General features: G+C 64.2%; 24 protein-coding genes and 1 riboswitch. Of the genes, 12 read left to right on the top strand and 12 right to left on the bottom strand.

Features of this window, described 5'->3' with window-relative positions:
* Positions 1 to 73: 73 nt before the first annotated feature.
* From dksA to ACE3TQ_RS22970, 5 genes are all read right to left on the bottom strand, one after another.
* Complete coding sequence (gene dksA / locus ACE3TQ_RS22990) at positions 74 to 517, bottom strand: RNA polymerase-binding protein DksA (RefSeq protein WP_057265949.1); 444 nt, start codon at positions 515 to 517, stop codon at positions 74 to 76.
* A gap of 72 nt (positions 518 to 589) precedes the next feature.
* Complete coding sequence (locus tag ACE3TQ_RS22985; protein WP_374585379.1) at positions 590 to 1,645, bottom strand: GTP-binding protein; 1,056 nt, start codon at positions 1,643 to 1,645, stop codon at positions 590 to 592.
* Between the two features lie 91 nt (positions 1,646 to 1,736).
* Positions 1,737 to 2,687, bottom strand: a complete 951-nt coding sequence (gene xerC, locus ACE3TQ_RS22980) for a tyrosine recombinase XerC (protein ID WP_374585377.1) — start codon at positions 2,685 to 2,687, stop codon at positions 1,737 to 1,739.
* Positions 2,688 to 2,693: 6 nt separating this feature from the next.
* Positions 2,694 to 3,365: a DUF484 family protein gene (locus tag ACE3TQ_RS22975; RefSeq protein ID WP_374585375.1), complete on the bottom strand. Its 672-nt coding sequence runs from the start codon at positions 3,363 to 3,365 to the stop codon at positions 2,694 to 2,696.
* A gap of 94 nt (positions 3,366 to 3,459) precedes the next feature.
* Positions 3,460 to 4,557: a porin gene (locus ACE3TQ_RS22970; protein WP_374585373.1), complete on the bottom strand. Its 1,098-nt coding sequence runs from the start codon at positions 4,555 to 4,557 to the stop codon at positions 3,460 to 3,462.
* A 309-nt stretch (positions 4,558 to 4,866) separates the two neighbouring features.
* Here ACE3TQ_RS22970 and ACE3TQ_RS22965 point away from each other — a divergent pair, with 309 nt between their 5' ends.
* Entirely contained in the window at positions 4,867 to 6,132 is a 1,266-nt protein-coding gene (locus tag ACE3TQ_RS22965; RefSeq protein ID WP_374585371.1) for a hypothetical protein, read from the top strand.
* A gap of 293 nt (positions 6,133 to 6,425) precedes the next feature.
* Here the strand turns inward: ACE3TQ_RS22965 and dapF are convergent, their stop codons facing one another.
* Genes dapF through ACE3TQ_RS22950 form a run of 3 tightly spaced genes read right to left on the bottom strand, consistent with a single transcriptional unit; the run spans position 6,426 to position 9,030 of the window.
* Positions 6,426 to 7,289 carry a diaminopimelate epimerase gene (gene dapF, locus ACE3TQ_RS22960; RefSeq protein WP_374585370.1) on the bottom strand — a complete coding sequence of 288 codons (864 nt, stop codon included), beginning with the start codon at positions 7,287 to 7,289 and terminating at the stop codon, positions 6,426 to 6,428.
* Positions 7,286 to 8,182, bottom strand: a complete 897-nt coding sequence (locus ACE3TQ_RS22955) for a lipid A biosynthesis acyltransferase (protein ID WP_374585368.1) — start codon at positions 8,180 to 8,182, stop codon at positions 7,286 to 7,288. Before ACE3TQ_RS22955 ends, dapF begins: the two co-directional genes overlap by 4 nt.
* Positions 8,179 to 9,030 carry a lysophospholipid acyltransferase family protein gene (locus ACE3TQ_RS22950; protein WP_374585366.1) on the bottom strand — a complete coding sequence of 284 codons (852 nt, stop codon included), beginning with the start codon at positions 9,028 to 9,030 and terminating at the stop codon, positions 8,179 to 8,181. The genes ACE3TQ_RS22955 and ACE3TQ_RS22950 overlap by 4 nt, the downstream gene beginning before the upstream one ends.
* Before the next feature lie 190 nt (positions 9,031 to 9,220).
* Here ACE3TQ_RS22950 and metK point away from each other — a divergent pair, with 190 nt between their 5' ends.
* The 4 genes from metK (at position 9,221) to metF (ending at position 13,325) form a co-directional block, all read left to right on the top strand.
* Positions 9,221 to 10,384, top strand: a complete 1,164-nt coding sequence (gene metK / locus ACE3TQ_RS22945) for a methionine adenosyltransferase (RefSeq protein ID WP_374585364.1) — start codon at positions 9,221 to 9,223, stop codon at positions 10,382 to 10,384.
* A gap of 126 nt (positions 10,385 to 10,510) precedes the next feature.
* Positions 10,511 to 10,574, top strand: a riboswitch (S-adenosyl-L-homocysteine riboswitch).
* A 31-nt stretch (positions 10,575 to 10,605) separates the two neighbouring features.
* A complete protein-coding gene (ahcY, locus tag ACE3TQ_RS22940; protein ID WP_374585362.1) occupies positions 10,606 to 12,021 on the top strand; it encodes an adenosylhomocysteinase in 1,416 nt (471 codons plus the stop codon).
* Between the two features lie 133 nt (positions 12,022 to 12,154).
* Entirely contained in the window at positions 12,155 to 12,505 is a 351-nt protein-coding gene (locus tag ACE3TQ_RS22935; protein ID WP_374585360.1) for a phage holin family protein, read from the top strand.
* The gene (metF, locus tag ACE3TQ_RS22930) at positions 12,498 to 13,325 is read left to right on the top strand and encodes a methylenetetrahydrofolate reductase [NAD(P)H] (RefSeq protein ID WP_374585358.1); all 828 of its coding nucleotides are present in this window, start codon (positions 12,498 to 12,500) and stop codon (positions 13,323 to 13,325) included. Before ACE3TQ_RS22935 ends, metF begins: the two co-directional genes overlap by 8 nt.
* A gap of 100 nt (positions 13,326 to 13,425) precedes the next feature.
* Here the strand turns inward: metF and ACE3TQ_RS22925 are convergent, their stop codons facing one another.
* Positions 13,426 to 13,935 carry a 5-formyltetrahydrofolate cyclo-ligase gene (locus tag ACE3TQ_RS22925; protein WP_374585355.1) on the bottom strand — a complete coding sequence of 170 codons (510 nt, stop codon included), beginning with the start codon at positions 13,933 to 13,935 and terminating at the stop codon, positions 13,426 to 13,428.
* Between the two features lie 138 nt (positions 13,936 to 14,073).
* Between ACE3TQ_RS22925 and ACE3TQ_RS22920 the strand changes: the two genes are divergently transcribed.
* The 5 genes from ACE3TQ_RS22920 to ACE3TQ_RS22900 are packed head-to-tail and all read left to right on the top strand — an operon-like array spanning position 14,074 to position 19,351.
* Positions 14,074 to 16,014 (top strand): transglycosylase SLT domain-containing protein, encoded by a 1,941-nt coding sequence (locus tag ACE3TQ_RS22920; protein ID WP_374585353.1) that lies wholly within the window; start codon positions 14,074 to 14,076, stop codon positions 16,012 to 16,014.
* An 18-nt stretch (positions 16,015 to 16,032) separates the two neighbouring features.
* Entirely contained in the window at positions 16,033 to 16,752 is a 720-nt protein-coding gene (locus ACE3TQ_RS22915; RefSeq protein WP_374585351.1) for a glutathione S-transferase family protein, read from the top strand.
* A 5-nt stretch (positions 16,753 to 16,757) separates the two neighbouring features.
* Complete coding sequence (locus ACE3TQ_RS22910) at positions 16,758 to 17,891, top strand: multifunctional CCA tRNA nucleotidyl transferase/2'3'-cyclic phosphodiesterase/2'nucleotidase/phosphatase (protein ID WP_374585395.1); 1,134 nt, start codon at positions 16,758 to 16,760, stop codon at positions 17,889 to 17,891.
* Entirely contained in the window at positions 17,878 to 18,555 is a 678-nt protein-coding gene (locus tag ACE3TQ_RS22905; protein WP_374585349.1) for a GNAT family N-acetyltransferase, read from the top strand. The genes ACE3TQ_RS22910 and ACE3TQ_RS22905 overlap by 14 nt, the downstream gene beginning before the upstream one ends.
* Before the next feature lie 13 nt (positions 18,556 to 18,568).
* Positions 18,569 to 19,351, top strand: coding sequence for a substrate-binding periplasmic protein (locus ACE3TQ_RS22900; protein ID WP_374585347.1), 783 nt, complete (start codon positions 18,569 to 18,571; stop codon positions 19,349 to 19,351).
* On the opposite strand, the gene ACE3TQ_RS22895 is transcribed toward ACE3TQ_RS22900, so the two are convergent.
* Complete coding sequence (locus ACE3TQ_RS22895) at positions 19,296 to 20,204, bottom strand: bile acid:sodium symporter family protein (protein ID WP_374585346.1); 909 nt, start codon at positions 20,202 to 20,204, stop codon at positions 19,296 to 19,298. The genes ACE3TQ_RS22900 and ACE3TQ_RS22895 overlap by 56 nt on opposite strands.
* 76 nt (positions 20,205 to 20,280) lie before the next feature.
* On the opposite strand from ACE3TQ_RS22895, the gene ACE3TQ_RS22890 reads away from it, so the two are divergent.
* A complete protein-coding gene (locus tag ACE3TQ_RS22890; protein ID WP_374585344.1) occupies positions 20,281 to 20,931 on the top strand; it encodes an ion channel in 651 nt (216 codons plus the stop codon).
* A gap of 74 nt (positions 20,932 to 21,005) precedes the next feature.
* Here the strand turns inward: ACE3TQ_RS22890 and ACE3TQ_RS22885 are convergent, their stop codons facing one another.
* On the bottom strand, positions 21,006 to 21,860 hold the full coding sequence (locus tag ACE3TQ_RS22885; RefSeq protein ID WP_374585342.1) for a DUF3800 domain-containing protein: 855 nt from the start codon (positions 21,858 to 21,860) through the stop codon (positions 21,006 to 21,008).
* Between the two features lie 6 nt (positions 21,861 to 21,866).
* Positions 21,867 to 22,388: an Lrp/AsnC family transcriptional regulator gene (locus tag ACE3TQ_RS22880; RefSeq protein WP_028103119.1), complete on the bottom strand. Its 522-nt coding sequence runs from the start codon at positions 22,386 to 22,388 to the stop codon at positions 21,867 to 21,869.
* Between the two features lie 127 nt (positions 22,389 to 22,515).
* Here ACE3TQ_RS22880 and ACE3TQ_RS22875 point away from each other — a divergent pair.
* The coding region (locus ACE3TQ_RS22875) for a 4-hydroxyphenylpyruvate dioxygenase family protein (protein ID WP_374585338.1) at positions 22,516 to 23,210 on the top strand (695 nt) is incomplete at its 3' end.

Below are 23,210 nucleotides of genomic sequence, written 5' to 3'. Positions count from 1 at the left end.
ATAAGGGCGTACCGTAGGGGGAGCGGCAAGAAAAAAGCACGCCGCAGCGTGCTTTCTTCCGCTTGGACAGGAATCAGTCGCCGTACAGCTTCTGTTTCAGCTCACGGCGTTGCTGGGCTTCCAGCGACAGGGTCGCGGTCGGACGGGCGATCAGGCGTGGAATGCCGATCGGCTCGCCGGTTTCTTCGCAATAACCATAGTCGTTATTGTCGATGGCCGCGATCGACTGCTGCACTTTCTTCAGCAGCTTGCGCTCGCGGTCGCGGGTACGCAGTTCCAGTGCGTGCTCTTCCTCGATGGTGGCGCGGTCGGCCGGGTCCGGCACCAGCACGGTTTCGCGCAGGTGTTCGGTGGTTTCGCCAGCGTTCTTCAGCAATTCTTTCTCAAGGTTTTGCAGCTTGTTCTTGAAAAACGCCATCTGGGCCGGGTTCATATAGTCCTTGTCGCTCATTTTCAGAATTTCTTCTTCGGTGAGCAGGACTTCTGCGGCAGGGGTCGATTTATTTGCTTTTGTCATGACTTCGCTTACCTTCGATACGACAGGGTTTTCAGATTTGCAGCGCTGTGGTGCTTCAAAAAGCGCCTTAGTTTATACCAAACATTGTTCAAGGCCAGTAATAAAGATGTCTTTTGGCAGATTTTTACCAATAAACACCATTTTGCTGGCGCGTGTCTCGTTTTCGCCCCATTTTGCCCCCAGGTCGCTGCCCATCAGCTGGTGCACGCCCTGGAACACAACCTTCCTTTCTGCGCCCTGCATCAACAATACGCCTTTGTAACGCAACATGCGAGGACCGTACACATCAACCAGGCCGCCCAGGAATTCGTCCAGCTTGGCCGGGTCGAACGGACGTTCGCTCTTGAACACGAACGCCGCGATATCGTCGGTGTGGTGGGCATGGTGGTGGTCGTGGTGGTGGTGCTCGTGGCTGCAGTGTTCGCCATGTTCGTGGTCGTGGCCGCAATGCTCGTCGTGCACATGCTCTTCCTCGGCCAGGAAGTCGGGGTCGATTTCCAGCTTTTCATTGAGGTTGAAGCCGCGCAAGTCCAGCACTTCGCTCAGCGGTGCCTTGCCGAAATCGGAGCGGCTGATCGGCGCGCGCGGGTTGATGCGCTTCAGGCGGGCAGTCAGGGCCTCGACCGCAGCGGCATCCACCAGGTCGGTCTTGGACAGCAGGATCTTGTCGGCAAAGCCGACCTGGCGCTGGGCTTCCTCGTGCTGGTCCAGCTGCTGCATGGCGTGGCGCGCATCGACCACCGTCACCACGGCGTCGAGCAGGTAGTTGGCGCCCACTTCGTCGTCGACGAAGAAGGTTTGCGCCACCGGGCCGGGATTGGCCAGGCCGGTGGTCTCGATCACCACCCGGTCGAACTGGATTTCGCCGGCGGCGCGGCGTTTGGCCAGCTCCGACAAGCCGATAATCAGATCGCCGCGCACGGTGCAGCAAATGCAGCCGTTATTCATTTCTACGATTTGCTCGCGCGATTCCTGCACCAGGATTTCGTTGTCGATATTCTCCTGGCCGAACTCGTTTTCAATGACGGCAATCTTCATGCCGTGCTCTTCGCGCAGGATGCGGTTCAGCAGCGTGGTTTTGCCGGCGCCAAGAAAGCCGGTCAAGATAGTGGTTGGAATCATTGCCATGGTCATACTCGCTGCATTTGGAATCGGTCGATTATGCCGGAATTCTGGAAATGCTGGCAAATGGGCAAATTGAGCGGGATCAATCCCCGCGCTATTTAATTTTAGCCCGTGGATGGGCCTTGTCATAGACCAGCGCCAGGTGCTGGAAATCAAGGGCGGTATACACCTGGGTCGAGGTAATGCTGGCGTGGCCCAGCATCTCCTGCACGGCGCGCAGGTCGCCCGACGATTGCAGCACGTGCGAGGCGAACGAGTGGCGCAGCATGTGCGGATGCACCGGCACCGGGGTGCCGGCCTGGATGCCGTGCGCCTTGAGCCGCAGCTGCACCACGCGCGGCGTGATGCGCCGCGCGCGTTCGTTGAGGAAGAGGGCGCCGCTGCCGTCGGCGGCGGCCGGGCGCACGGCCAGCCAGGCGTGCAGCGCGTCCAGGGCGGCGCTGCCGACCGGCACGCGGCGCATCTTGCCGCCCTTGCCGGTCACCACCACTTCGGCATTGTCCAGTTCCAGCCAGCCGAGCGAGGCGGGCTGGCCGTCGCCGGCCTTGCGGAACTCGCGGTCCAGCCCGGCCAGTTCCGAGACCCGCAGGCCGCTCGAATACAGCAGTTCGAACATGGCGCGGTTGCACAGCTGGGCCGGTTCGCCGGCGCCGGCCGTGGGCGCCGCCGGCGCCACCAGCTGCACCGCATCGTCCACCGACAGGGCCTTGGGCAGGGTCTTGGCGCGCTTGGGCGCGCGCACGCCTTCCACCGGGTTGGCGGGCAGGGGGCTGTGCTGGCCGAGCCAGGCGAAGAAGCCGCGCCAGCCGGACAGCTTGCGCGCGATGCTGCGCGCGTCCAGGCCGCGGCTGTGCAGCTGGGCCGCGTAGCGGCGGATATCAAAATGGGTCAGGGCGTCCCAGGCCTTGCCCTCGGACAAGGTGGCCAGCTCGCGCAGGTCGCGCCCGTAGGCGGCGACCGTGTGCGCCGACAGCTTGCGCTGGGTGGCCAGGTGGGCCAGGTAGGCGTCGGCCCGCTCCAGCTTGCCGTCGCCCGGGCGCTCCATGGCGGCTCAGGCCAGCACTGGCGCCAGCGCGACGCTGGCGGTTTCGCCGATGTGGACCAGGAAGTCGGTCGCCATCAGCGAGGTGAAGCGTTCCGGGTCCGGCGAGCCCATGATCAGCAGGCCGAAGGCGGCGCCCTTGCTGCCCGGCTTGCGCAGCGGCAGGATCACGGTCGACTTGATGTGCTCGGCGTCGTCGAGCCAGCGCACGGCTTCGAAATCGTTATTGCTGCCGCAGTAAGGCGCTTGCAGGCTGTTGGCGAACAGGCGCGCGTCTTCCGACACGCCGCTGGCGAACCATTCGTCGGCGAATTCGGGCGCCACCTGGAACAGGCGCAGGGTGGCGGCCGGTACGTGGAAGCTGTCGACCAGGCCTTGCACCACGGCACGCGGCACGTCGGCATCGCGCCGCACTTGCAGCAGGGCCTGGTTCCAGCTGTGGAAGCGGTTGGCGATGGTGGCGTTTTCCTGGGCGTGGCGGGTCAGCTCGGACAGGCGCAGTTCCAGCGCCTTGTACTTGTCGCGCATGACTTCCATCTGGCGTTCCTGCAGCGATACCGCGCGCCCGGTCAGCGGGCTGGAGAGCTTGACATCGCCCAGCAGGTTGGCGTGTTCTTCGAAGAAGTGGGGATTGTCGGCCAGGTACTGCGCGACAGTTGCGGAATCCAGGGTGTCGGTCATTGTTGATGTCACATCGAATGTTGCAGGCGTGGACATTCTAACCGATGGGGGCAGCTGCTGGGGCGGGCTGGGGCCCGCGCCAGCAGCAGAAACATCAGAAGTTGTGGTGAATGCCCAGCGCGTAGTGGTTCTGGTTCATATCGCTGCTGGCTGGCGCCAGGGTTGTCGGCACTTTCTTCTGCGACAGGTCGAGATAGAGGTAGGTGCGCGGCGACAGGTTGTGCTCGTAGCCGACCGACAGTTCCTTGGTCTTGACTTCACCGTCGGTATCGCGCTGGCCGTAACCGAAGCGTACCAGGCCCACGCCCACGTTGTAGTTCGCGCCCAGCACCCACGACTTCATGGTGTCGTTGATGGCACGGATATGGCTCAGGTCCTGGCGGCCATAGCTGCCCATCAGTTTCAGGGCCGGGATCGGGCGGTAATAGGCGCCGACCGAGTGCCATTTCACTTCGGTCGAGTTGCGCTCGGAACCGGCATAGATGGCGTACTGCGGCGTGGTGCCCGGCGCCGTGTAGGTGGCGCTGACCGAATACGGGTAAGCCTGGGCGCGCGCGCCGGCGGGATACTGTGGCGCCGCCGTGGTGCCGCGGCCGACAATGGCGGTCGCCAGGCCATTGTTCTCTTTGCTGCCCAGGTTGAGGTTGAGCTGGAAGCCGTTGTAGACCGGCGAGTTGTACCAGACCGCATTGGCAAAGCGGTTGCCCGAGTTGCCGGCCGCGCCCAGCGGATCGGAGCCGCTGCCGGCGATGGCGGTGCGGTAGCCCGCCACCATCAGGTCGGTCTGGAAACCGGCCACGTTCGGCATGCCGGACCATGGCTCGAACAGGGTGGTGGTTTCCTGCAGCGCGGTCAGGGCGCGCCCCAGGCGCACGGTGCCGAAGCCGCCTTGCAGGCCGACCCGGCTCTGGCCCTGGAACAGGGGACGCGTGCTGCGTTCGATGTTGCCGGTGTCGACCTCATAGCGGATTTCCAGGTGGAACAGCGCTTTCAGGCCGTTGCCCAGGTCTTCCTGGCCGCGGAAACCGAGCTTGCTGTTGTCGCGACCGCCTTCCTGGATGGCGGTGTTGGCGGAATTGCTGGTCTTGTGAATCCCGGCATCCAGCGTGCCGTAGATGACGACGTTGGATTGCGCAAAGGCTGCACTACTGAAAGCGCCCATCAAGGCCATGGCCAGTAACGATTTCTTCATGTGTTCGTCCTTTTTATGAGTGAGACCGGGGGATATGCATGGTTATACGATAAGTGCATAAAGCGCCCATTTCCGGCGACTTGGTCATGTATGCGCACTAAAAAGGGTCAAAACCGTCCAAAGCGGGGCGTCCTGTTGTATTTTTGAAACGCTTGCCTGGCTACTCATAGAGTGCAAGGATTGTAAGGAAGCCGCAAGGAAGGCCTGTCACATTTGCGCTATATCAAAAAGCCTGGGAGTTGTGCGCCTGCAATCCGGCGCGCCGCTACACTGGGCAGGCAGCTTATTCCTTGGAAACCGGATAGATCGATGGCAAATCGAGAAGAGCTGGTGATTATCAGGGGAGCGCGGTCAGGAGACGCCGCCGCCCAGTTGGCGCTGGGCAAACTCTACCTGTTTGGCGGGGCCAGCCTGCCACAGAACGTGCCGACTGCTTTGCATTGGCTGTGCCGCGCGGCGCACCAGGGCGTGGCCGAGGCGTGGCAGCTGATCGGCGCCCACATACCATTTGAAGTCGCGCATGCCGCGCGGGACCAGGCGCTGCCGTGGTACATCCGCGCCGCCCAGGACGGCGGGCCGGAAGCGGCCCGCACCCTGGCGCAGCTGCGCGCGGCCGAGCCGGCGCCTGCGCCGGTCGCGCTCGCCAGTAGCGTGCCGGTGGCGGTCGCGGCAATCGCAGCACCAAGGGCGACGGGCGGCGCAGCACCGGCAGCGGCTGGCGCACCAGCGGCGGGGCAGCACGCCGTCGGCGTCGGCCAGCCGGCCTCCGACCCGGCCGAGCTGCTGCGCCAGCGCACCGTGGCGGCGCAGGCGGGCGACCGCGACGCCCAGCTGGCGCTCGGGCTGCACCTGGCGCGCATGAACAGCGAAGGCGACCGCGTCGAGCCCGGCAATGGCACCGTCAATTTCAAGCGCGCCCTGCGCTGGCTGGCACAGGCCGGCGAGCAGGGCCTGGCCGATGCCTGGTTTGCCATGTCGCGCATCTATATCCGTCCCGAATTCTCGCAGCGCAGTGCCAGCGAAGCGCATGCCTGCCTGGAGCGGGCGGCCGACATGGGGCACAGCGCGGCGCAGCTGGAATGCGGCATCAACGCCTGGCGCGCGCGCCGTGGCGCCGAGGATAACGATGTGCGCGCCGTGTACTGGCTGCAGAAAGCCGCGGCGCAGGGCAGCGTGGAAGCGCGCCAGGCGCTGGACCGCATTGCGCCGCCGCCACCGCCCGCCAGCTGGGCGGAGCCGCTGCTGCCCTTGCTGACGCGCGAGCTGCTCGGCAGCCAGCCGTTGCTGGCGGCGCGCATTGAACTGGCGGCCATGTTCCGCCTGACACGGGCGGAAGCCTTGCTATTGGATGTGAAGGCGGCCGACCAGGGGCATTGCCTGGTGGTCGATATCCGCGCCAGTTATGGGCGCAGCAAGCGCCGGCTGGTGCCGGTGCGCAGCGCCGCCGAGCGGCAGAAACTGGACCGTATCGTGCGCCTGTTCGAGCAGGTGGGGGCGGATATGGAGGGGAATTACCGGCAGCGCCTGTACCGGCTGAAGAGCTGGCTGGGGGCGGGGTTGATGGCGGCTGCCTGAAACCCGGTAAACCGGGGTCTGACCCGCAGGGTCAGACCCCGCCCCGGCAACCGCCCCCCCCAGCGGGCTGCCCCCGCGTTCGGGGGGGGGGGGGGGGGGGGGCGGGCCGCACCCCCCACCCCGGCCCCCGGGGCCTCCCCCCCCCCGCCCCCCCCCCCCCGACGGTCTCGCGCCCACGGCTTCTGGTTGTGCGCCGTGGACCTACGCCGAACGTCAACGGCCTCCCCCTTCCGGCCCGAGGCGGCCGCCTAGAGAGGGTCTGACCCTGCGGGTCAGACCCTGGTTTACCGGGGTCAGATCGTAATCTCACCCTCAAACACCGTCACCGCCGGCCCCGTCAGGTAAACCGGCTGCCCCTCGCCCGCCCACGCAATCGACAGCTGCCCGCCGCGTGCATCGACGCGCACCGGCGAATCGAGCAAGCCGCGGCGGATCCCCGCCACCACCGCCGCGCAGGCGCCGGTGCCGCAAGCCAGGGTTTCCCCAGCGCCGCGCTCAAACACGCGCAACTTGATGTGGCGGCGGTCAAGCAGCTGCATGAAGCCGGCATTGACCCGGCGCGGGAAGCGCGGATGATGTTCGATCAGCGGCCCCATCAGCTCAACCGGCGCCGTATTCACATCGGCCACCACCTGCACCGCGTGCGGGTTGCCCATCGACACCACCGACACTTGCACCGTCTCGCGCTGGCCGCCCAGTTCCAGCACCAGCGGCCACAGCGTTTCGCGCCCTTCCGGCTGGCCCGCCAGGCCTTCTGCATCGAACGGCACCAGGGCCGGCTCCAGCACCGGCGCGCCCATGTCGACCGTGACGCTGCCATCGTCCTCCAGGCGCGGCGAGATGATGCCGGCCAGGGTTTCCACCGTGATCTGGCGCGCCGACGTCAGACCCTTTTCCACCACGAATTTGACGAAGGCGCGCGAACCATTGCCGCATTGTTCCACTTCGCCCCCATCGTTGTTGAAGATGCGGTAACGGAAATCGCAGCCCGGCACGCTGGACTTTTCCACCACCAGCATCTGGTCGGCACCCACGCCAAAGCGGCGGTCGGCCAGCGCCTGCCACTGGGCCGGCGTGAAGTCGATTTGCTGGTTGATGGCGTCGATGACCACGAAGTCATTGCCGGCGCCGTGCATCTTGGTGAATTTCAGTTTCATCGTTTGTTTGAGTAGAAGGAAGGTTCGCCTTCCGGGCGGGTCTTGAAGCGCTTGTGGGTCCAGAAGTATTCGGCCGGCGCTTCCTTGACGCGTTCTTCAATAAATTCATTCATGCGGCGGGTGGCCGCCACCATATCGGTGCCGGGGTAATTCTCCCACACCGGATAAAACTTGACACGATAGCCCGCGTAATCGGGCAGGAAGGTGGCAATCACGGGCATGACCTGGCCGCCGGTCGCCGCCGCGATGCGTGCAGTAGCCGTCAGGGTGGCGGCAGGTACGCCGAAGAAGGGCACGAATTCGGCATCCTTGTCGCCAAAGTCCATGTCCGGCAGCATGAAGTAGGGCAGCTTTTCTTTCAGCGCACGCAGGATGGGCTTGATGCCGTCCTGGCGCGTGAACAGCTTGACCGGCTTGAAGCGCGCGCGGCCCATGCGCAGCACTTCATCGAAGGTCTTGTTTTTCTGCGCCACATACATCGACGAGGCCGATGCTTCCATCGCGATGGCGGCGCCGCCCACGTCAAGGCAGACAAAGTGCGGGCACAGCAGGATGGTCGGCTTCTCGGTCATGGCGGCCACCGGGATCTGCCCGGGCGGCATGCCGGCGCTGGTTTCCACCTGGATCAGCTTGCGCAGGCGCGCTTCCGGCGCCCACCACAGGATTGAGCGTTCCAGCACGCTGCGCGAGTAGGCCTGGAAATGCTGGCGCGCCAGGTCGCGCCGCTGCTGCTCGCTGAGTTCGGGCATGGTCAGGCGCAGGTTGGTGAGGGCGATCTCGCGGCGCGGCCCCATCACAATGAAGAGCAGGCTGCCGACCGCTTTGCCGATGCGCCCCAGCACCGGCAACGGCAGCCAGTGCAGCAGCCACATAAAACCAAGCAGGAATTTCATGCGGCCTCCTGCGCGCCCGGCGCGGCCACGCCGGCCGGCACCTTGTAGCGGTTGTAGCTCCAGTAATACTGGGCCGGGCAGCGCGCGATCAGCTTTTCCATTTCGCGGTTGATGGCGCGCGCCTGGGCCGCCGTGTCGCCTTCCAGCGAACCCTCAAACGGCACGAAGCGCACCACATAGCCCTTGCCGCCCGGCAGGCGTTCGGCATACACGATCAGGACTACGGCATCGCCCAGCTGGGCCATTTTGGCCGGCAGGGTCATGGTGTAGGCGCTGCGGCCGAAGAAATCGGCCCAGACGCCTTCGCCTTCCTGCGGCACCTGGTCGGGCAGCAGGCCGATCGGCTGGCCTTTTTTCAGGAACTTGGCCAGCATGCGCACGCCGCCCATATTGGCCGGCGCCAGCAGCAGGTTCTTGCGCGCGCGGGCGCCTTCGATCAGCGGCTTCATCGCCTCCTTGCGCGGCGGACGGTACATCACCATCAGCTCGGTGCGGTGGGCGATTTCCTGGGCGGTGATCTCAAAGCAGCCCAGGTGCGGGGTCAGGAAGACGATGCCTTTTCCCTGGTCGAGGTATTGTTGCACCAGTTCCCAGTTTTCCACGGTAGCGCGCTGCGTGACGCGCTGCGGGTCGGCGCACCAGATGAAGGGCAGTTCGGCGATGGCCTTGCCGGCTTCACCGACCGCGGCGCCGAGGTGGGCGCCGAAGCCGGCCTGGCGCATATTGTCGCGCATGCGGCGGCGGTACGAGGGGGACAGCAGGTAGACCAGCCAACCCAGCCCGACACCCAGGGCGTGTAAAATTGGCAAGGGGAAAACCGAGAAAAAGCGGAATATTCTTAACAGCATTTATAAGTTTACAAGAGCAATTTATACGTTGCTCTGCACAAAAATTTTTTAAGAAGCGTAAAATACCACGTTAGTAGCAGCCGCTGAGTTAACAGACAACTTGCGAAGCGGGATATAAAAGTCGCTAAAGCGTCGCAAGCTGCGTTGGTTTTGCGACAACATTTTTCTAGAACCAAAGTAGGAGCTTGCGATGTCCAACGATTTCCTTTTCACCTCTGAATCCGTGTCGGAAGGCCACCCAGACAAGGTTGCCGACCAGATTTCCGACTCGATCCTCGACGCTATCCTGGCCCAGGACCCGCGCGCCCGCGTCGCTGCGGAAACCCTGTGCAATACCGGCCTGGTCGTGCTGGCAGGTGAAATCACCACGTTCGCCAACGTGGATTATATTCAAGTCGCCCGCGATACCATCAAGCGTATCGGCTACGACAACACCGAATACGGTATCGATTACAAGGGTTGCGCCGTGCTGGTTGCTTACGACAAGCAGTCGCCGGACATCGCCCAGGGCGTCGACGAAGGTGCCGGCATCGACCTGGACCAGGGTGCCGGCGACCAGGGCCTGATGTTCGGCTACGCCTGCGACGAGACCCCGGAACTGATGCCAGCGCCGATCTACTACTCGCACCGCCTGGTCGAGCGCCAGTCGCAGCTGCGCAAGGATGGCCGCCTGCCATGGCTGCGTCCTGACGCCAAGTCGCAGGTGACCCTGCGCTACGTCGATGGCCGCCCGGTGTCGGTCGACACCGTGGTGCTGTCGACCCAGCACGCGCCGGAAATGAGCCACTCGCAGATCGAAGAAGCGGTGATCGAAGAGATCATCAAGCCGGTGCTGCCGACCGAGTGGATCAAGGACACCAAATTCCTGGTCAACCCGACCGGCCGTTTCGTCATCGGCGGCCCGCAGGGCGACTGCGGCCTGACCGGCCGCAAGATCATCGTCGACACCTACGGCGGCGCAGCCCCGCACGGCGGCGGCGCGTTCTCCGGCAAGGACCCTTCGAAGGTTGACCGTTCCGCCGCCTACGCTGCGCGTTACGTGGCCAAGAACGTGGTGGCGGCCGGCCTGGCGCGCCAGTGCCAGGTGCAGGTGTCGTACGCGATCGGCGTGGCACGCCCGATTAACATCACCGTGTACACCGAAGGCACCGGCGTGATTTCGGATGAGAAGATTGCCCAGCTGGTGCAGGAACACTTCGACCTGCGCCCGAAAGGCATCGTGCAGATGCTGGACCTGCTGCGCCCGATCTACGCCAAGACCGCCGCTTACGGCCACTTCGGCCGCGAAGAGCCGGAGTTCAGCTGGGAGCGTACCGACAAGGCTGCGATCCTGCGCGCTGCTGCGGGCCTGTAAACCCGGCAAACCTGGGTCTGACCCAAGGGTCAGACCCCTCCACTGCATGTGCCGCCGACTGGGTCCGACCCTTGGGTCGTACCCAGGTTTACCGGGGTGGCCCGCACAGTGATACAATTTCCCCTTCTCCGAGGAGCGCTGCGACCAGCCAGCCTGGCCAGGCTCGGAACATCAACACCGCGCTCACGTTACTTTTTTCAACACACTGAAAGGAGGGCGTGATGAACGCCGTACTCAAAGACTCCCAAGACTACATCATCGCTGACATCGGCCTGGCCGCATGGGGCGAAAAAGAGATCAAGATCGCCGAAACGGAAATGCCTGGCCTGATGGCCATCCGTGAAGAATTCGCTGCCGCGCAGCCGCTGAAAGGCGCCCGCATCACCGGCTCGCTGCACATGACCATCCAGACCGCGGTGCTGATCCGCACCCTGGAAGCGCTGGGCGCGCAAGTGCGCTGGGCCTCCTGCAACATCTACTCGACCCAGGACCACGCCGCCGCCGCCATCGCCGCCGCCGGCACCCCGGTGTTCGCCGTCAAAGGCGAAACCCTGGACGAATACTGGGACTACACCCACCGCATCTTCGAATGGCCGGGTGAAGGCGTGTACTCCAACATGATCCTGGACGACGGCGGCGACGCCACCCTGCTGCTGCACCTGGGCGCGCGCGCCGAGAAGGACATCTCGGTGCTGGCCAAGCCGGGCTCGGAAGAAGAGATCTGCCTGTTCAACTCGATCAAGGCCCACCTCGCGAAAGACCCGCAGTGGTACTCCAAGCGCCTGCCGCACATCCTGGGCGTGACCGAAGAGACCACCACCGGCGTGCACCGCCTGTACCAGATGCACAAGGAAGGCAAGCTGGCCTTCCCGGCGATTAACGTGAACGACTCCGTCACCAAGTCCAAGTTCGACAACCTGTACGGCTGCCGCGAATCGCTGGTGGACGGCATCAAGCGCGCTACCGACGTGATGGTAGCCGGCAAGATCGCCGTGGTGGCCGGCTACGGCGACGTGGGCAAGGGCTCGGCGCAGGCGCTGCGCGCGCTGTCGGCCCAGGTGTGGGTCACCGAGGTCGACCCGATCTGCGCGCTGCAGGCGGCGATGGAAGGCTACCGTGTGGTCACGATGGACTACGCCGCCGACAAGGCCGACATCTTCGTCACCGCCACCGGCAACTACCATGTGATCACCCACGACCACATGGCGAAGATGAAGGACCAGGCCATCGTCTGCAACATCGGCCACTTCGACAACGAGATCGACGTCGCCGCGCTGAAGAAGTACCAGTGGGAGAACATCAAGCCGCAGGTGGACCACGTGATCTTCCCGGACGGCAAGCGCATCATCCTGCTGGCGGAAGGCCGCCTGGTGAACCTGGGTTGCGGCACCGGCCACCCGTCGTACGTGATGTCGTCCTCGTTCGCCAACCAGACCATCGCGCAGATCGAGCTGTTCGCCAACACCAAGGCCTACCCGGTCGGCGTGTACACCCTGCCGAAGCACCTGGACGAGAAGGTCGCCCGCCTGCAGCTGAAGAAGCTGAACGCGCAGCTGACCGTCCTGACCGAAGAGCAGGCGGCCTACATCAACGTGAAAGTCGAAGGCCCTTACAAGCCTGAGCACTACCGTTACTAAAACCCTGTAAACCCGGGTCAGACCCAAGCCGGATGGCCGTCCCGTCTGACCCTGTCTGCGGCACCGGTAATGGCTGGGTCAGACCCTTGGGTCTGACCCGGATTTGCCGGGTTAACAAATCGAGCACACACCCATGCGTTTAGTCCTGACCTGGATAATCAATGCCGCCGCCCTGCTGGCGGTGCCATACCTGATGCATTCCGTCGATGTCACAAGCATCGGTGCCGCGTTGGTTGCTGCCCTCGTGCTTGGCCTGGTCAACACCCTGGTGCGCCCGCTGCTGCTGTTGCTGACATTGCCGGTCACTGTGCTGTCGCTCGGCCTGTTCATCTTCGTCATCAACGGCTTCATGTTCTGGCTGGTGGCGAAAGTGGTGGACGGCTTCCATGTCGACAGCTTCGGCTATGCCATCCTCGGCGCGCTGCTGTACAGCGTGATCTCCTGGGCCTTGTCTACCCTCCTGTTGAAAGACAAAGATGGCTAACCATAATTTCAGTATCGAGTTCTTCCCGCCCAAGACGGCGGAAGGGGCGGAAAAGCTGCGCGCCACGCGCGCCAAACTGTCCGAGCTGCACCCCAAGTACTTCTCCGTGACGTTCGGCGCCGGCGGCACCACCCAGCAAGGCACCCTGGACACCGTGCTGGAGATCATGGCCGCCGGCGAAGAAGCCGCGCCGCACCTGTCCTGCGTGGGCGGCACGCGCGAATCGATCCGCGCCATCCTGCAGCAGTACAAGTCGCACGGCATCAAGCGCCTGGTGGCGCTGCGCGGCGACCTGCCTTCCGGCTACGGCATGTCGGGCGAGTTCCGCTACGCCAACGAGCTGGTGGAGTTCGTGCGCGCCGAAACGGGCGACTGGTTCCATATCGAAGTGGCGGCCTATCCCGAAGTGCACCCGCAGGCGCGTTCGTCGCAGGACGATATGAACGCCTTCGTGCGCAAGGTGAAGGCGGGCGCCAATGCCGCGATCACCCAGTACTTCTACAATGCCGACGCCTATTTCCACTTCGTGGATGCGGCGCAGAAGGCGGGCGTGGAAGTGCCGATCGTGCCGGGCATTATGCCGATCACCAATTACACGCAGCTGATGCGCTTCTCGGATATGTGCGGCGCCGAGATCCCGCGCTGGGTGCGCCTGAAACTGGCCTCGTTCGGCGATGATTCCGCATCGATCAAGGCCTTTGGGCTGGATGTCGTGTCGGCCTTGTGCGAGCGGCTGCTGGCCGGCGGTGCCCCGGGCTTGCACTTCTACTCGATGAACCAGGCTGTCGCCACGACGGCCTTGTGGCAGCGCCTGGTCTAACCCGGCAAATCAGTGTCAGACCCAAGGGTCTGACACCGTCTGGGCGGCGACCTGCGGCTTCGGGTCTGACCCTTGGGTCTGACCCTGGTTTACCGGGGTATCAGTCCTCCGTAATAATCCGATCCAGCGCCACATCATGCCCATCGCTGCCGAATTCAGCGACCAGGCAGCGATACGCCACCCCCACTGTCGCCGGCCGCGGTTCGCGCGCCAGCGTGCGGTCATAAAATCCCCCGCCATACCCCAGCCGATAGCCCTGCAGGTTATACCCCAGGCAAGGCACGATCAGCGCCGGCGGATACTCCGCCACCAGGCGCAGCATGGCCGGCACCGCCACCCCCATCTTATCCTTCACCATCGGCTCGCCGATCTGCCACTCCGCGAACGCCAGCGGCGCATGCTTTTCCAGCACCACCGGCAGCAGCAGTTTCACCCCCAATTGCGCCAGCTCCGCATAACAGGCATGCAAGTTTGGCTCATCGCGCAAAGGCCAGTACACGCCGACCGTGCCAACACCTGTTTCACGCCACCACTGCACCACTTTCGCACCAATTTCCCGGTCCCACTGCGCGCGTGTTTCCGGCGCCAGCGCACGGCGTACGGAAAGCATATGCCGGCGTAATTCCGCCTTGCCGGAGGCTGGCTGGCCGTCGGGGTTGCATGGTATGCTAGTTGTGCTGGTCATATCGTGAATTACCTTGAGAGTCGTACATTGATTTCCACCTCGAAATGGATAGCCGGCGCATTGATGGTCGCAGCATGCGCCGCCTCGCCACTGGCCTGCGCGCAGGATAACGCAAGCGACAGCCGCAAGGAAGATGATGCATTCCTCCTGCTGCGCGATGCCGTGCGGCGCGACGACGCCGCCAAGGCGGAGTTCTACGCCGCGCGCCTTGCCGATTACTCGATTCCCTCCTACGTCGACTACTACCGCCTGAAAGCACGCTTCAAGGAGGCGTCGAACGCCGAAGTGCGCGCCTTCCTGAAAAAGTACGAAGGCAGCGCCATCGCCGACCGCATGCGCAACGACTGGCTGCTGGAGCTGGGCCGCAAGCGCGAATGGAGCACCTTCGACGAGTTGTTCCCGCAGTTCGTGCTGCAGGACGATACCCAGGTCAAGTGCTACAACCTGCTGTCCAGGCTGACCAAGGGCCAGAATGTCGCCGCCGAAGCGCGCGTGCTGCTGGTCTACCCGCCGTACTACGGCGAAGGCTGCGGCGCCCTGATCGCATCGCTGGCGCAGACCGGCCAGTTCACGCAGGAAGACCTGTGGCACCAGGTGCGCCTGGCCGGCGAGACCAATGCCACCGGTCCCGCCAAGCGCACCATCATCCTGCTCAACGGCTCGGACAAGAAAATAGGCCAGGCGGTCGACCTGCCGACGCTGGCGCTGGCCAAAGGCCCCGGCGTCACACGCGCAGACCATGAAATCTTCCTGGTGGCGGTGGGCCGCGCCGCCCGCACCAGCATGAAGATCGCCCGGATGGCGCTGGAGAAAGCCGAGCCGAAACTGACGCCGCAGGAGCGCGCCATCGGCTGGGCCAACCTGGCGCTGGTGGCCGGTTATTCGGTGGCGCCGGAAACGGCGGCATTCTGGGCCAAGTCGGCCGGCGCCCCGCTGACCAACGACCAGATGCAATGGAAAACCCGCATTGCGCTGCGTGAGCGCGACTGGAAAACCGTCAAGGCCACCATCGCCGCCATGCCGCAGCATCTGCGCAAGGACCCGACCTGGGTCTACTGGAATGCGCGCGCCAGCGCCGCCGAAGCGGGCCACAACACGCCGGAAGTGCTGGCGGCCTACCGCAGCATTGCCGACCAGTCCAGCTACTACGGCATCCTGGCTGCGGAGGAACTGGGCCAGCTGGTCACCATCCCGCCGCCGGGCGCGCCGCCGACGCCGGCCGAAATGGCCGCCATCGCCGCCAACCCCGGCCTGCAGCGCGCCCTCAAGTTCTTCGAGATGCGCCTGCGCTTCGAGGGCACGCGCGAGTGGAACTGGGAGACGCGCCACCTGGGCGAGCGCGAACTGATCGCCGCCGCCGAGTTCGCGCGCGAGAAGCATGTGCTGGACCGCATGGTGTACACCTCCGAGAAGACGCGGGTGCAGGCCGACTACACGCACCGCTACCCGGTGCCGCACGACGATATCATGCAGCCCACCACCAGCACCCTGGGACTGGACCGGGCCTGGGTGTATGGCCTGATCCGGCAGGAATCGCGCTTCGTCATGGATGCCCAGTCGTCGGCCGGCGCCTCCGGCCTGATGCAGGTGATGCCTTCCACCGGCCGCTGGGTGGCGCGCAAGATCGGCCTGTCCGACTTCGTGCACGGCATGCTGACGGACGTGAAGACCAACATCCTGCTGGGCGCGAACTACATGAACATGGTGCTGGGCAGCATGGACGGCTCGCAGGTGCTGGCCACGGCCGCCTACAACGCCGGGCCGGGCCGCCTGCGCTCCTGGCGCACGCAATTGACCAGGCCGATGGACAGCACCATCTTCATCGAATCGATTCCGTTCTTTGAAACGCGCGGCTACGTGAAAAACGTGATGGTCAACGCCACCTATTACGCAGCCCTGTTCGAAGGCAAGCCGCAGTCGCTCAAAGCGCGCCTGGGCGGCGCCATCACGCCGAAAGGCTATACCGAACAGGAACAACAGGAAGCCACTTACGGCGCACGATAGAGGAGACCGAAGGAAGCCATGCACACCACCGAACTCGACCCGAAACTCGCAGAAACCCTGGCCGCCGCGCGCGAACCCGGCCTGACGCTGGTGATCGGCAACAAGAACTACTCCTCGTGGTCGATGCGCCCGTGGGTGGCCATGAAGGCCTTCAACATCCCGTTCACCGAAGTGCGCGTGCTGCTGGACCAGCCGGACACCTCGAACAATATCGCCCGGTACAGCGCCAGCGGCCGCGTGCCGGTGCTGCTGGCGGGCGACATGGTGATCTGGGACAGCCTGGCCATCTGCGAATACCTGGCCGAGCAATTCCCGGACAAGCCGCTGTGGCCGCGCGATGTGGCGGCGCGCGCGCTGGCGCGCTCGGTATGCGCCGAGATGCACAGCTCCTTCAGCAGCCTGCGCACCACCATGTCGATGAATATCAAGGGCAGCTACCCGGGCAAGGGTCGCACCCCGGCGACCCAGGCCGATATCGGCCGCATCAGCGAAATGTGGGAAGAGTGCCTGAGCCGCTTCGGCCACAACGAATTCCTGTTCGGCGAGTTCTCGATCGCCGATGCCTTCTTCGCGCCGGTGGTGACCCGCTTCAAGACCTACGGCGTGGTGCTGCCGCCCGCGCTGGCGGCCTACTGCGAGCGCATGCGCAGCCACCCGGCCGTCGACGCCTGGATCGCCGGCGCCCTGGCCGAAACCGAAACCGCGCCACTGCACGACGCGGAGATGCCGGACGATTGATGGGTATGAAGACTTACGTGGTGGGCGGCGCGGTACGCGATGCATTGCTTGGCTTGCCCGTCAAAGACCGCGACCACGTGGTGGTGGGCGCCACGCCGGAAGAGATGGTGCGCGCCGGCTACCGCCCGGTAGGCAAGGATTTCCCCGTGTTCCTGCATCCGCAAACGCAGGAGGAGTACGCGCTGGCGCGCACCGAGCGCAAGACCGCGCCCGGCTACAAGGGTTTTGTCTTCCACACCTCCAGCGACGTGACGCTGGAGGAAGACCTGGTACGGCGCGACCTGACCATCAACGCCATCGCGCGCGATGACGACGGCGTGCTGGTCGACCCCTACCACGGCCAGCGCGACCTGCAGGACCGCATTTTCCGCCACGTGTCGGACGCCTTTGCCGAAGACCCGGTGCGCATCCTGCGCCTGGCACGCTTCGCCGCGCGCTTCCCCGACTTCCGCGTCGCCCCCGAAACCAATGCGCTGATGCAGCGCATGGTGCGGGAAGGGGAGGTGGATGCCCTGGTGCCGGAGCGCGTATGGCAGGAAGTGGCGCGTGGCCTGATGGAACAGAAGCCTTCGCGCATGCTGCAGGTGCTGCGCGATTGCGGCGCGCTGTCGCATATCCTGCCCGAACTCGGCGACGGCAGCGCCATCGCGCCCGTGCTGGACCGCGCCGCCGCGCTCGAACTCGCGCTGCCGGAGCGCTTTGCCGCCATGCTGTACGACCAGCCCTTGCCGCAGGTCGAGCAGGCCAGCAAGCGCCTCAAGGTGCCGACCGAATGCCGCGACCTGGCCGTGATGACAGCGCGCGACCACGCCAGCGTCGGCCAGGCGCTGGCGCTGGACGCCGCCGCCATGGTGGCTTTGTTCGAACGCTGCGACGGCTATCGCAAGCCGGCCCGCTTTGCGCAGTTCCTGGCCGCCGCCGGCTGCGCGCTCGCCGCTGGCGAAGCCGCCGAAGGCCTGGCGCCGCAGCGCGCCTTGCTGGCGCGGGCGCTGGACGCGGCACGCGCCGTCAACGCTGGCGAAATCGCCCAGCGCGCCGCCGGCCAGCCGCAGCAGATCCCCGAACTGGTGCGCGCCGCCCGGGTGGACGCCGTCCGCGCCACGCTCGGCGCCAGGGAGCACGACCATGACCAGCCTTAACTTCTTCCGCAACCCGCTGCGCGGCCTGTTCGGCGGCAAAGACCGGCCCACCATCCCGATCAAGGAGCTGCGCGAGCGCGACCGGCGACGCATGCTGAAGCACTTCCTGGCGCTGGAACGGCACGACCGGCTGCTGCGCTTTGGCACACCGGTCAACGACGAGCAGATTACGCGCTACGTCGGCAGCATCGACTTCGACCGCGACCTGGTGTTCGGCGTCTACAACCGCGTCTTCAAGCTGGTGGCCGTCGGCCACCTCGCCTTCGCCGACCGCGACGCCGACAAGCACCGCTCCACCGAAAAGGACCAGGTGGCCGAATTCGGCGTCTCCGTGCTGAAGTCGGCGCGCGGCCTGGGTATCGGCTCCAAGATGTTCGAGCGCGCCAACATCGCCTGCCGCAACAACGACGTCGACACCTTGTACATGCACTGCCTGTCCTCCAACGCCACCATGATGCACATCGCCAAAAAGGCCGGCATGGAGATCCACCGCGACTACGGCGAAGCCGACGCCTACCTCAAGCTCGGCCCGGCCGACCCGGTCAGCGTGCTGCAGGAGGCGATGGAAGAACAACTGGCCTCCATCGACTACGCCCTGAAAGCCAACGTGCGCGCAGCCAGCAAATGGCTGGACAAGCTGCCTGGAGTAAAATCGGAGGACTAACCCGGAGGCAGCCATGCCGCATGCCGTGCTGACAACTGCAGTAGTCCTTGCCCTGGCTGCGGCGCGGGCCGGCGCGGCGCCGCTGAACTTCTGCTTTGAGGACGTGCCGCAAGCGCCATGGACCATGCCGGACGGCAGCGGCCTGAATATCGAGCTCCTGAAACGCGTCGCCCGCCTGACCGGCGAGCAGTTCAATTACGTGGCACGCCCCTGGAAGCGCTGCGAGGCAGAGACCCGCAGCGGCGTCATGGACGGCATGATCGGCCCCTCCGACAACCCGCGCCGTCGGACTTTCAGCCTTCCACCACTCAGGGCCGACGGCACGCAGGACCCTGAACGCGCCATGTACCGCGACCATGTCGACCTGTACCTGCGCACCGACAGCGGCGCCAGCTGGGACGGCAAAACCCTGGTCAACCCGCGCAAGATGGTGGTGGCGCAGCGCGGCTATTACATTGTGGAGATGCTGCAGGCGCGCGGCCAGAGCGTGATCGACACGGCCAAAGCGGCAGAGGACGGCCTGAAGCTGCTGGCCGCCGGCAGCGCCGACGTGGCGGTGTTGATGGGCCGTGATGCGCAAGCCCTGCTGCAAGACGACCCGCGCTACCTGGGCAAGGTGGCGCTGGCGAAGCAGCCCTTCGCCACCTTCGACTTCCACCTGATGGTGGGGCGCAAGTCTTACGACAAGGACCCCAAGCGCTTCGAGGCGATCTGGAACGCGATCGCCAAAGTGCGCGCAACTACGGATTACCAGCGCCTGGAACAGTCGCAGGTGCGCCCGCACGATCACGATTAAGCACCGAGCGCATGCCGTAGGCGAAGGCCAGGCCGCTCACATACATCAGCACCCCGTACAGCGCGCCGGGCAGGGCGTAGGCGTCGTTCTGCAGCACGCTGCTGCCGATCACCATGGCCAGGGTGCCGTTCTGGATGGCGGTCTCGATGCCAAGCGTGACCGACTGCTGGCGCGACAGGCGGGCCAGCCAGGCCACGCCGAAGCCGCAGGCCAGCATGATCACGTTCAGGGCCAGCGCGAACGGCGCCAGGGTGGTGAAGTTGGCCGTCAGCAGCGGCCAGTTCTTGGCCACGGCGGCCAGCACGATCAGGATGAACAGCACGGACGCGATCTTGGTGCACACGCCTTCGATGCGCTGGCCGAAGGCCGGCTTCAGGTGGCGCAGCGCCATGCCGATGGCGACCGGCAGGCCGAGCATCAGCACCATCTGCTTCATCATGGCCCCGACCGGGGCCTGCACCACCTGCTCGCTGCCGGCGAAGTGGCCGAGGGCGAACGAGACCAGCAGCGGCAAGGTGAAGATGGTCAGCACGCTGGCCACGGCGGTGAAGCTCAGGGCCAGCGCCACGTCGCCGCGCGCGATATAGGTGAGCAGGTTGGAGGTGGTGCCGGTGGGGCAGGCAGCCAGGATCATGAAGCCGACCGCGAAGGCGCCGCCGATGCCGGCCACCTTCAGCATGGCGAAGCAGGCCAGCGGCAGCAGCACGAAGTGGCACAGCACCCCGACCAGCAGCGCGCGCGGCTGCTTGACGATGCGGCCAAAGTCGGCCGGGGTCAGGCCCAGGCCGAGGGAAAACATGATGAACGCGAGCGCCGCCGGCAGCAGCAGCGATGAAACGATGTCACCTTGCATTACGAAGTCTCCTTAATATAGTAGTCTTGCGTTTTCTACCATACCTCAAACTTCGCGGATGAAGCCATTTTTCTTGATGCACAGTACCAAGCGCCACCCTTCCGCGGTGCTGCTGATGACGCAACTGGCGGGCATGCTGCTCTACCCCTTCCTGGAGGGCATGCGCGGCGGGCAGACGATTTTCAACCTGTTCGGCATTGTGGTGCTGGCGGTGGCCACGCGCATGGTGCGCCGCACGCCGGGCCATGCCTGGATCAGCGCCAGTATCGCGGGGCCGGTTGTGGTCTTGCTATGCTGGCAGATGCTGTACGACGCGCCGTACCTGCTGCCATGGTCGTCGGCGCTGGAGGCGCTGTTCTACTTCTACGCCGCGCTCAGCCTGGTGGCCTACATGATGGAGGACCGTGAGGCGACCACCGACGAACTGTTCGCCGCCTGCGCCACCTTCACCTTGCTGGCCTGGGCCTTTACCCACGTATTCGTGCTGCTGCAGGCGCTGCAGCCGGGCACCTTCGGCTCGGCCATCAACCCGGCCGACCCGCGCACCTGGACCGAACTGAATTACCTGAGCTTCGCGCTGCTGTCGAGCACCGGCATCGGTGACGTCATCCCGCTCACGCCGCACGCGCGCGCCATCGCCAGCGTGGAAATGCTGGTCGGCCTGATGTATCTGGCCGCCGTGGTCTCGCGCCTGATCGGTTTTACGCTGCAGTCCAACAAGTCCTAGCGTTCGTGATTTGCGTGCTAGAATTTAGATAAGTGGATTGGGGGTTCCCGGTCGGCGTCTATGCCTCGGTGGGTTCACCGGGGCTTTTCGCTTTTCAGGGAGGGGAAAATTTTCAATCCCCAGTCTTCATAGTCGGCGCCGGCATTAGGTCGTCCTCCGTGACAGAAGAATTTCTTTTTCAAGACTTCAAACGCCCGGTTTTCCTGTGTTGGCCGCACTACGCTTAATCCTATCGGCCGCGCCACGAGGTCTGCCAACTGGCGGCCAGCAGAATTGACCTTTTTGTCGGCAAATACGATGTCGAAAGGAAAAGGGCTTCCTAAACGGTTGGAACCACCACAGATTCGCCGAAACTCAAGCTCCAGGTCGGAGTCTTCTTTCTTGCCGCGACACTCTACAAGTACATGCGTAGTTGCATGGACCTGCTGCTTCTCCTGTAGCAATTGGAAAAGGGTTTCAAGGCAGAAGCCCAACGCGATATGGTAGGGATTCGGCGGTAAATTATCAGCTGCCTGCAATCGGCGCTTATCGATTACGCAGCTGATCAGGATGAAATTGCTGGCATCGATCAAGTTGGTCAAATCTGCAATGAACCGACGCTGTTCGTCGCGGCTTTTAAAGCAATTGAAGGCCCCCATTTCCTTGCGTATCTCGTGTTCGTGCAGCACGACCAAGTCATGGCCAAAGTGATTGAACTTGAACTTTTCGAGTGCGGGGACGACTTTTTCGCTGTAGTAGCGTTTGTGAAATACGCAAAATGAGAGTACGAAGACCGGATAGTTGGCGTCAATAGTCGCCATTCCGTGATCGCCACTTTCATCGACGTAAACGACGAAGTCGCTGAACTTAGTGTTCACGCTGCCTGGCGTAGCCCCGCCATCTTCGAAGAGAGGGAGTTGGGGGGCATCGCCTGGCGCGCCATTGGTCACGAGTTTTTACACCAGCGGCAGGGCGGTGGTGTCCTTGATGCGCTGCAGGGCGAAGGAGGATTTGACGTCCAGCACGGCCGGGTGGCGCAGGAGGGTGGCCATCATGAAGCGCGAGAAGTGGTCCATGTCTTCCACGTGCACGCGCAGCAGGTAGTCCATTTCGCCGGTCATGGCGTAGCAGGCCACCACTTCCGGCCACTGCTCCACTGCCACCGCGAAGTCGGCGCGCGGCGAGGTGCCGGTCGGGTTCACGCCGAGGGCGCGCGCGTTGCTGTGGGCGGCGGCGTCGCTGTGCTTTTCCAGCCGCACGTTGACGTAGGCCAGCAGGCCGAGGCCGATCTTGTCCGGATCGAGCAGGGCCACGTACTGGCGGATCACGCCTTCCTCTTCCAGGCGCTTGATGCGGCGCAGGCAAGGGGAGGGCGACAGGTTGACTTGCTCTGCGACATCCTGGTTGGACAGACGGCCGTCCGTTTGCAAGATCGACAATATCTTGCGGTCAGTTTTATCCAGCGCAATCTTGGTCATAAATTCCTCTTTGAATCGATGTTCTGGCAATATTATTGCTCAAAGCGACCGCTGCTGGGAAATGTTTGCAATTTAATGTCGCAGTCAGGGGACTATACTGTGCGCAATTCTAATAGGGAGACGCACCATGAAATTCACCCCCTGGGAAAACCCAATGGGCACCGACGGTTTTGAATTCGTCGAGTTCGCCGCACCCGATCCCAAAGCCCTGGGCAAGCTGTTTGAAAACATGGGCTTCACCGCCATCGCCCGTCACCGCCACAAGGACGTGACCCTGTACCGCCAGGGCGATATCAACTTCATTATTAACGCTGAGCAAGATTCCTTCGCCCAGCGCTTTGCGCGCCAGCACGGCCCGTCCGTGTGCGCGATTGCGATCCGCGTCAACGACGCGGCCTTTGCATACCAGCGCGCGCTGGAACTGGGCGCGTGGGGTTTTGACAACAAAACCGGCCCGATGGAGCTGAATATCCCGGCCATCAAGGGCGTGGGCGACTCCCTGCTGTACCTGGTGGACCGCTGGCGCGGCAAGAATTCGGCGGACGGCAAGCCGACCGGCGCGATCGGCGATATCTCGATTTACGATGCGGACTTCGTGGCCATCGAGGGCGCGAACCCGAACCCGGTCGGCAATGGCCTGACCTATATCGACCACCTGACCCACAATGTGCACCGTGGCCGCATGAAGGAGTGGGCGGATTTTTATGAGCGCCTGTTCAACTTCCGCGAGGTGCGCTACTTCGACATCGAGGGCAAGCTGACCGGCTTGAAGTCGAAGGCGATGACTTCCCCGTGCGGCAAGATCCGTATTCCGATCAATGA

Origin of the sequence: Pseudoduganella sp. (assembly GCF_041914865.1) — a bacterium.
Taxonomy (GTDB): domain Bacteria; phylum Pseudomonadota; class Gammaproteobacteria; order Burkholderiales; family Burkholderiaceae_D; genus Rugamonas.
This window is presented reverse-complemented; position numbering and strand designations above follow the sequence as displayed.